The sequence below is a fragment of the Gordonia sp. GONU genome, assembly GCF_024733855.1.
Classification (GTDB): Bacteria; Actinomycetota; Actinomycetes; order Mycobacteriales; family Mycobacteriaceae; genus Gordonia; species Gordonia amicalis.
The window spans coordinates 1-7,753 of record NZ_JANRHB010000029.1; the positions used below are offsets into that span (position 1 = coordinate 1).

Here is a 7,753-nt window from a genome sequence, read left to right on the forward strand (position 1 = left end):
GCGGTGATTCGGGGTCGTCGGGGTTGTTCATGCCGGGTTTGGCCCAGACCGCGAGCAGCATGGTGATCCGCGCGAGGAGTTCGGGTGTGAGGTCGGCGGACATCTTGGCGGTGCCGTCGGCACGTTGCCGGTTGACCGACAGTTTGCGACGGCGTTGGCGGTCGGTGTCGTCGGCGAGTGTTCCGTCGGGGTCGAGGTGGGCCAGTAGTCGCGAACCTACGTCAGTGATCTGCTCGGGGGTGAGGTTGACGGCTTGTTCGGCCATGGTGCGTTCGGCGGCGACCTGCACATCAAGTGGGATGGCGTGCGGAATCTGATCCAACACGTCCATCACGGCGTGCACGTGAGCTGAACCGACTTGGCCATTGGCGAACGCCTCGGCCAGCGTCGGGTGCGTGGGTTCGAGGGGTTCACCAGTGGTGAGGTCGGGGTAGGTCGCGGTGGCCCGGGTCTGTTTGAGTCGTTTGCCGGGGTAGGCGATGCGGAGTCGGTGTTTCATGTAGTCGATGACGCTGCGGTAGCCGGACTTGCGTGGCAGGTCGCGCTGATCGGCTTCGACGATCTGCTGGTTGCCGGTGTAGGTGAGTCGGGCGATGGCCCGTTCGATGCGCATGCCGGCGTCATCGACTTCGGCATCGGACAGGCGGGTGAAACCGGTGTTCTGCAGCTTGTCGACGATCGTGTCGAGTTCATCGAGCAAATCGGGCATCTCGGCAGGGGCGGGCTCGTCGACGACATCAGTAGATGCGATGTCGGTCATGACGGTCACCTCCTGAATCCGTGGTTCGAATGCATGTTCGACTGTACACGCAATTACTGTGCCGTGCAGAAGAATTCGGTGCCGGATGGCGGCACTAGAAGTGTCGGAGGTGTGGTGTAAAGGGCCTCCGGTCGTCGATGGGCATCCCGGGTGTCTCGAATGCCGGTGGTTGTATCGGCGAAAGCCATTCACACCACAGTCGATTTCGCGGATACTGCTTCAATGTTGCTGCCCCAGCGAATCCTCACTCGCCGGTCCCGCGTCGGCTCATTGGCGATCGCGGTCCTTGCACTCTCGGCGCTGCTGGCCGGCACCCCGGGTGCCGCAGACGCGGCGCCGGACAACTGGCGGTACACGATGGTGGGGTTCTCCAACACCAGTGCCCGGCACATGGACGTGTACCAGTCCTCGGACGCGACCCGGTTCCAGCCGATCCGCATGTCGGCTTACCAGCCACCGTCGGGTCTGGTGCGTGACCCGAGTATCTTCCGGAGTTCGGACGGCTGGTACTACGTCACCTACACCACCGGTTCGACGTCGATCGGCTTCGCGCGCAGTCGTGACCGCGTGAACTGGACCTTCATGCACAACTACCCGGTGCCGTTGTGCTGTGCCTTCCTGCCCGGCACGGGTGACGGCACCGGGTCGTCGGCGGGCTCGCTGAGTTTCGGATCGGCGGGCTCCAGTGACGGACCGTCGTTGTCGCCGTTCACCACCAAGGCGTGGGCGCCGGAGTGGTTCGTCGAAGGTGGCCGGGTCAACGTGATCCTGTCGATGTCGACGGGTGGCGGATTCGTTCCGTATCTGATGACCGCGCTCGATCCGGGACTTCGGTTGTGGAGTCCACCGGTTCCGATCCTCGGCCTCGGGGCGGACCGTATCGACACCACTGTCGTGAAGGTCGGGGCGACGTATCACGCGTTCACCAAGAACGAGACCAAGAAGGTCATCGAACACGCGGTATCCGGGTCGCTGGTGGGGCCGTACCGATTCGTCGCTCCGGGTCCGTGGGGTCGCCTGGTCGAGGGGTCTGCCGTGGTCCAGCTGCCGAACGGCAACTGGCGGCTCTATGTCGACGCCTATCGGGACCGCCGGTACTTCTACTCCGACAGTGGCGACGGGCTGCGGACCTGGACGCCGTTGAAGGAGCTCCCCGGACTCTCCGGATCTGTTCGTCACTTCGGCGTGGTCCGAGAACCGGTCTAACCCTGCCCGAGCAGGTTCACGGCGTTCGCGCCAGGCCGGGTCGAGATGCTGGGGAACGCGAGATCCGGATGGCGCCGCGGATTACGGCCGGGATCGACGACGATGAGCGTCAGCAGTATCGCCCCTCGACGGCCGGGAGGAGCCACTCGGTGCCGGCGGAGTAGCGAGCCGGCAGCAGAAACGGCACGGCCATCGACGCGAGGACGTAAACGTGACGCCGCGCCGGAGTTGGCCGATGACGAGGTCCGCGCGTCGACCGCCCTCGGGGACGAGGATTCGGCGATCTTGAGCGACATGTCAGATCGCATGCGCCACGCGCTGTTGCGGGTCAGTGGCAGGAGTGCATGAACCGTCGTGTTCCCCGTCCACGCGACACGATCCTCGGAAACCGTTGACTGAACCGACCCTGCCGGTACTGTGTTGGATATCACATAGGCTGTGGAGGGAGCGCCATGATAATGGCCGAAATGAGAGAACTGCACCGTAGTATCACCACGCTGCGGCATCACATCGTCGGACTGAGGGCGCACTACGGCGATACCGACGCGGTTCGCCGGATGGCCAACGACCTCGACCGCCTCGAGATCGACCTGCACGACTTCGAACACAGCCCGCCCAAGCCGATCAAGGTGAAGGCCAAGGAGCAGGTCGTCTACGTTCCCGACAGCAAGTCCGACGAGGCCGCGTGGCTCGGCGCTCAAGACGAAGGGCTCGGCTTCCACTCGCGTGAGCGCACGAAGTGAGCGCCCCCGCGGCTGAGCGGGAGTCACTCGGGGTCTTCTCCCCGAGACGGGCGCGCCTGACGGCGCGAACCCTACGGACCGACCGATGGTGGTTGTCGCCGTTGCTGACGGTCGTGGGTCTCGCGGCTTTCGTCGTCTACGCGACCGTGCGGTCGTTCGTCCGGAGCGCCTACTACGTCGCGGATTATCACTATCTGACGCCGTTCTACTCGCCGTGTCTGAGCGAGTCGTGCGTCCCTGGGTCGAGCCATTTCGGCACACCCTTCCCCGAGTTGCCGATGTGGATACCGCTGGCGTTCCTGTCGCTGCCGTTCCTGCTCGGATTCCGGTTGACCTGCTACTACTACCGCAAGGCCTACTACCGGTCGGTCTGGCTGTCGCCGCCCGCGTGTGCGGTCGCCGAACCCCATACCAAGTACACCGGGGAGACGCGGCTTCCGCTGATCATCCAGAACTCGCACCGGTACTTCTTCTATGTGGCCGTCATCATCTCGGTGATCAACACCTACGACGCCATCGTCGCCTTCCACGGCAAGGGCGGTGGTTTCGGCTTCGGGTTGGGCAACGTGATCCTCGTGGTCAACGTGCTGTTGCTCTGGATCTACACGGTGTCGTGTCATTCGTGCCGTCACGTGACCGGCGGCCGGCTCAAGCACTTCTCGAAACATCCGGTGAGGTACTGGATCTGGACGCGGGTCTCCAGACTGAACACCCGGCACATGCAGTTCGCCTGGATCACGCTCGGTACGTTGATGCTCACCGATTTCTACATCATGTTGGTGGCCAGCGACACCATCTCGGATCTGAGGTTCGTGGGTTGATCGATTGAGTCGAAACCACTGTTGTGCAACCGTTTTCAATGTTGGGAGTCGCGCTAGATGACCGAACCGGAACGCTACCAATACGACGTCGTTGTGATCGGTGCGGGTGGTGCCGGTCTGCGGGCGGTCATCGAGGCCCGGGAAAAGGGATATTCCGTGGCCGTGGTGTGCAAGTCGCTGTTCGGCAAGGCGCACACCGTGATGGCCGAGGGTGGTTGTGCGGCGTCGATGGGTAACGCGAACGCGAAGGACAACTGGGCGACCCACTTCCAGGACACGATGCGCGGCGGGAAGTTCCTCAACAACTGGCGGATGGCCGAACTCCACGCCAAGGAAGCACCCGATCGTGTGTGGGAGCTGGAAACCTATGGGGCGCTGTTCGACAGGACCGCCGATGGTCGAATCGCCCAGCGCAACTTCGGCGGTCACACCTACCCGCGGCTGGCGCATGTCGGTGACCGGACCGGACTGGAACTCATCCGGACGATGCAGCAGAAGATCGTGTCTCTGCAGCAGGAGGACTTCGCGGCGACCGGCGACTACGAGTCGCGGATCAAGGTCTTCGCCGAGTGCACCATCACCGAGCTGCTCAAGGACGGCGACGCCATCGCCGGCGCGTTCGGTTACTGGCGGGAGTCCGGGCGGTTCATCGTGTTCGAGGCGCCTGCCGTGGTGGTCGCGACCGGCGGGATCGGCAAATCCTTCAAGGTGACGTCGAATTCCTGGGAGTACACCGGTGACGGCCACGCTCTCGCCCTGCGCGCCGGCGCGAGCCTGATCAACATGGAGTTCGTCCAGTTCCATCCGACCGGGATGGTGTGGCCGCCCAGCGTGAAGGGCATCCTGGTGACCGAGGGCGTCCGCGGTGACGGCGGAGTCCTGAAGAACACCGACGGCAAGCGGTTCATGTTCGACTACATCCCGCCGGTGTTCAAGGGGCAGTATGCCGAGACCGAGGATGAAGCCGACGAGTGGCTGGCCGACAACGACTCTGCCCGCCGCACACCCGATCTTCTTCCACGTGACGAGGTCGCTCGGGCGATCAACGAGGAGGTCAAGGCCGGTCGCGGAACCGAACACGGCGGCGTCTACCTCGACATCGCCTCCCGGATGCCGGCCGAGGAGATCATCCGCAGACTCCCGTCGATGCATCACCAGTTCAAAGAGCTCGCCGACGTGGACATCACCGCCGAGCCGATGGAGGTGGGCCCCACCTGCCACTACGTGATGGGTGGGATCGAGGTCGATCCGGACACCGGCGCCTCCCGGGTACCGGGTCTGTTCGCTGCCGGCGAGTGCTCTGGGGGGATGCACGGATCGAATCGGTTGGGCGGTAACTCGTTGTCGGACCTGCTGGTCTTCGGTCGACGCGCCGGGCTCGGCGCGGCGTCGTATGTCGAGTCACTGGGCAACCGGCCCGGAATCGCCCAGGACGACATCGACCGCGCGGCGAGATACGCGCTCTCGCCGTTCGATCCGCCGGCCGACGGCAAACCGGAAAACCCCTACACGCTGCACATGGATCTGCAGCAGGCGATGAACGATCTCGTGGGCATCATCCGTAAGGAAGACGAGATGCAGGAAGCGCTGCGAGTTCTGGCCGACCTTCGAAACCGGCTCGGCGACATGCAGGTCGAAGGTCACCGGCAGTTCAACCCGGGCTGGCATCTGGCGATCGATCTCCGGAACATGTTGCTGGTCAGCGAGTGTGTGGCGAAAGCGGCCCTCATGCGTACCGAGAGTCGCGGCGGACACACGCGCGACGACCACCCGTCGATGGACTCGGACTGGCGCAACACACTGCTGGTGTGCACCGCGGACATCGGCGACGGCTCCCCGGTCCCCGAAGTCGACGTCGTGAAGCAAGAACAGACCCCGATGCGTCCGGATCTCCTGGAGTTGTTCGACTTCGCCGAGATCGAGAAGTACTACACCGCCGCTGAAATCGCCGGCCACCCCGATGCCGTTGGTAGGCAGGAGAACTGAGATGGGCTACGACGCGAGATTCCGGGTGTGGCGCGGCGACACCGAAGGAGGGGGGCTCCAGGACTTCACGGTGCTCGCGAACGACGGTGAGGTGGTGCTCGACATCATCCACCGCCTGCAGGCAACCCAGGCTCCCGACCTGGCCGTGCGATGGAACTGCAAAGCCGGCAAGTGCGGCTCGTGTTCGGCGGAGGTCAATGGTCGCCCCAAACTGCTGTGCATGACCCGGATGTCCACGTTCACCGAGGATGAGATCATCACGGTGACCCCGTTGCGGACGTTCCCGGTGATCCGCGACCTGGTCACCGACGTCTCGTTCAACTACGAGAAGGCCCGCGAGATCCAGGCCTTCACCCCGCCGCCGGGTCTGGGACCGGGGGAGTACCGCATGAAGCAGGTCGACGTACAGCGGTCCCAGGAGTTCCGTAAGTGCATCGAGTGCTTCCTGTGCCAGAACGTCTGTCATGTGGTGCGCGATCACGAGGAGAACAAACAGGCCTTCGCCGGGCCGCGCTATCTCATGCGCATCGCTGAGCTCGACATGCACCCTCTCGACGTCGCCGAACGGCGCGAGACCGCACAGAACGAGCACGGCCTAGGCTTCTGCAACATCACCAAGTGCTGCACCGAAGTGTGCCCCGAGAACATCAAGATCACCGACAATGCGCTGATCCCGATGAAGGAACGGGTGGCCGACCGGAAGTACGACCCGCTGGTGTGGTTGGGGAACAAGCTTTTCCGGCGGTAGTGTCGCTGCGGAGTATCGATCGCTTCGTGTAAATCGCGACGGTACTGGTTCCTCCGCGGAGGTCTGAGGTTCGGGGGCTCGAGGTGTGGGCACACCCGGTCGTCCCTTCGTGGTGATGATGACGATGATCGCGGCAGCGCCCCAACCGAGACTCGAACTCACACTGGACGGGATTTGAACCTGCGGCCGTGATGTCTGCAGATCGTCGAATCCGCCTTTCAAGGATGCTGCTGCTCATCCTGAACGAGGTGGTTTGGGCCGCTTACTGATTGCTCATCGTCTGGTCGGCCGAGGTAGGTCGATTCGAGCACGACGTCTTTGATGATCTTCTGGTATTCGGCGTGTGACGGGTGTTCTCGGGTATGCCAGTCGAGGCCCTCTTGGCCGCGCATGAATGCTCGGTACTGTGGGGCGCCTGGGTATTTGACGTTGTCTGCCACGACAACCGAGCCCGGGTGCAGCCATTCGTGATCCAGGATCCGGCGGAGATCGGGGAGATACGCGTCTTTTTCGTGGTCGATGAAGACGAAATCGAGGGTTCCGGGGGCGAACTGGTGTTTGTCGCCCAGCGTGCTGAGGGTTCTCCCGTCATCGTCCAACGTTCCGACGATCACGACGATGCGCTCGCCGATGCCCGCGTGATCCCAGATCCGTCGGGCCACAGCGGCGTTCGCCGGATTGAATTCGATCGAGTACAAGACGGCGTCGGCGGGCATGACACGCGCAATGCGCAGTGCGCTGTAGCCGCAGTAGGTGCCGAGTTCCAGCAACCGGCGCGGTTGTGCTGCTGCGACAGCGCGATCCAGCAACTTGCCTTTCTCGTCACCGATGTTGATCAGATAGCTCTTGGTATAGCAGAACTCGTCAATCGCCCGGATGACGTCGTCGATGTCGTTCCGACGAGCATGCGTACACACGTAGTCGGCCAAGGCCTGTTCGCGACCGTCACCGACCTGCCAGGTGGCGCCCATATGCCGCAGACCGAACAGGAACCGCAGATACGACCATCGCAGAAACATCACCGGCCTACCGATGCACTCGTTGACGCCGATAGCCAGACCGAGTGCCGCGATGGCCGCCAGCGCAACCCGCGAGAGTCGACTCCCAAAGAGTCTCGGCCGACGTGTGATCAGCAGAACCGATGAAGCGACCGACACCGTGACCGCCAGGATCGCATCGAAGTGTTTGCCCACATGCCCCTCCGTCACTCTGCTGCCGACGTCATGGCAGACCTTCTGCGTGCTGCATGACTTCACGGTCGCCCGCCGATGCGATTGCGCCGAGTCAATTCGGCCTCCAGGATCGGTCCGATGACCGCGAGGGCCTCGGGGTTCGCCATTTGGGCATGCGTGACGTCGACGGAGTGTTCGATGATCGTTCCGGACACATACGGTCGCCACATGTCGCACGTGAGGCCGCCGGTGATTCCTTCGCGTGCCGAGAAGTACAGCAAGTCCCCGTCGTAGGATTTCGGCCGGTAGCGCGCCGA

At 63.4% G+C, this 7,753-nt stretch carries 8 protein-coding genes; 5 read left to right on the forward strand and 3 right to left on the reverse strand.

Annotated features, from left to right (window positions below):
- Positions 1-760, reverse strand: a 760-nt coding sequence (locus NWF34_RS19835) for a 13E12 repeat family protein (protein ID WP_258325904.1), incomplete at its 3' end; no start/stop codon positions are given.
- Positions 761-982: 222 nt separating this feature from the next.
- Here NWF34_RS19835 and NWF34_RS19840 point away from each other — a divergent pair.
- The 5 genes from NWF34_RS19840 (at position 983) to NWF34_RS19860 (ending at position 6,264) form a co-directional block, all read left to right on the forward strand.
- On the forward strand, positions 983-1,966 hold the full coding sequence (locus tag NWF34_RS19840) for a glycoside hydrolase family 43 protein (protein WP_024498746.1): 984 nt from the start codon (positions 983-985) through the stop codon (positions 1,964-1,966).
- A gap of 452 nt (positions 1,967-2,418) precedes the next feature.
- The gene (locus tag NWF34_RS19845) at positions 2,419-2,709 is read left to right on the forward strand and encodes a hypothetical protein (protein WP_258325905.1); all 291 of its coding nucleotides are present in this window, start codon (positions 2,419-2,421) and stop codon (positions 2,707-2,709) included.
- Entirely contained in the window at positions 2,706-3,530 is an 825-nt protein-coding gene (locus NWF34_RS19850; protein ID WP_024498744.1) for a hypothetical protein, read from the forward strand. Before NWF34_RS19845 ends, NWF34_RS19850 begins: the two co-directional genes overlap by 4 nt.
- Positions 3,531-3,587: 57 nt before the next feature.
- Positions 3,588-5,516, forward strand: coding sequence for a fumarate reductase/succinate dehydrogenase flavoprotein subunit (locus NWF34_RS19855; RefSeq protein ID WP_024498743.1), 1,929 nt, complete (start codon positions 3,588-3,590; stop codon positions 5,514-5,516).
- A 1-nt stretch (position 5,517) separates the two neighbouring features.
- Positions 5,518-6,264 carry a succinate dehydrogenase/fumarate reductase iron-sulfur subunit gene (locus NWF34_RS19860; protein ID WP_024498742.1) on the forward strand — a complete coding sequence of 249 codons (747 nt, stop codon included), beginning with the start codon at positions 5,518-5,520 and terminating at the stop codon, positions 6,262-6,264.
- Positions 6,265-6,482: 218 nt separating this feature from the next.
- Here the strand turns inward: NWF34_RS19860 and NWF34_RS19865 are convergent, their stop codons facing one another.
- Together NWF34_RS19865 and NWF34_RS19870 are read right to left on the reverse strand one after the other, a co-directional pair.
- The gene (locus NWF34_RS19865) at positions 6,483-7,283 is read right to left on the reverse strand and encodes an O-methyltransferase (RefSeq protein WP_081712444.1); all 801 of its coding nucleotides are present in this window, start codon (positions 7,281-7,283) and stop codon (positions 6,483-6,485) included.
- Positions 7,284-7,516: 233 nt separating this feature from the next.
- Positions 7,517-7,753: hypothetical protein (locus NWF34_RS19870; protein ID WP_258325906.1), on the reverse strand; the 237-nt coding region annotated here is incomplete at its 5' end.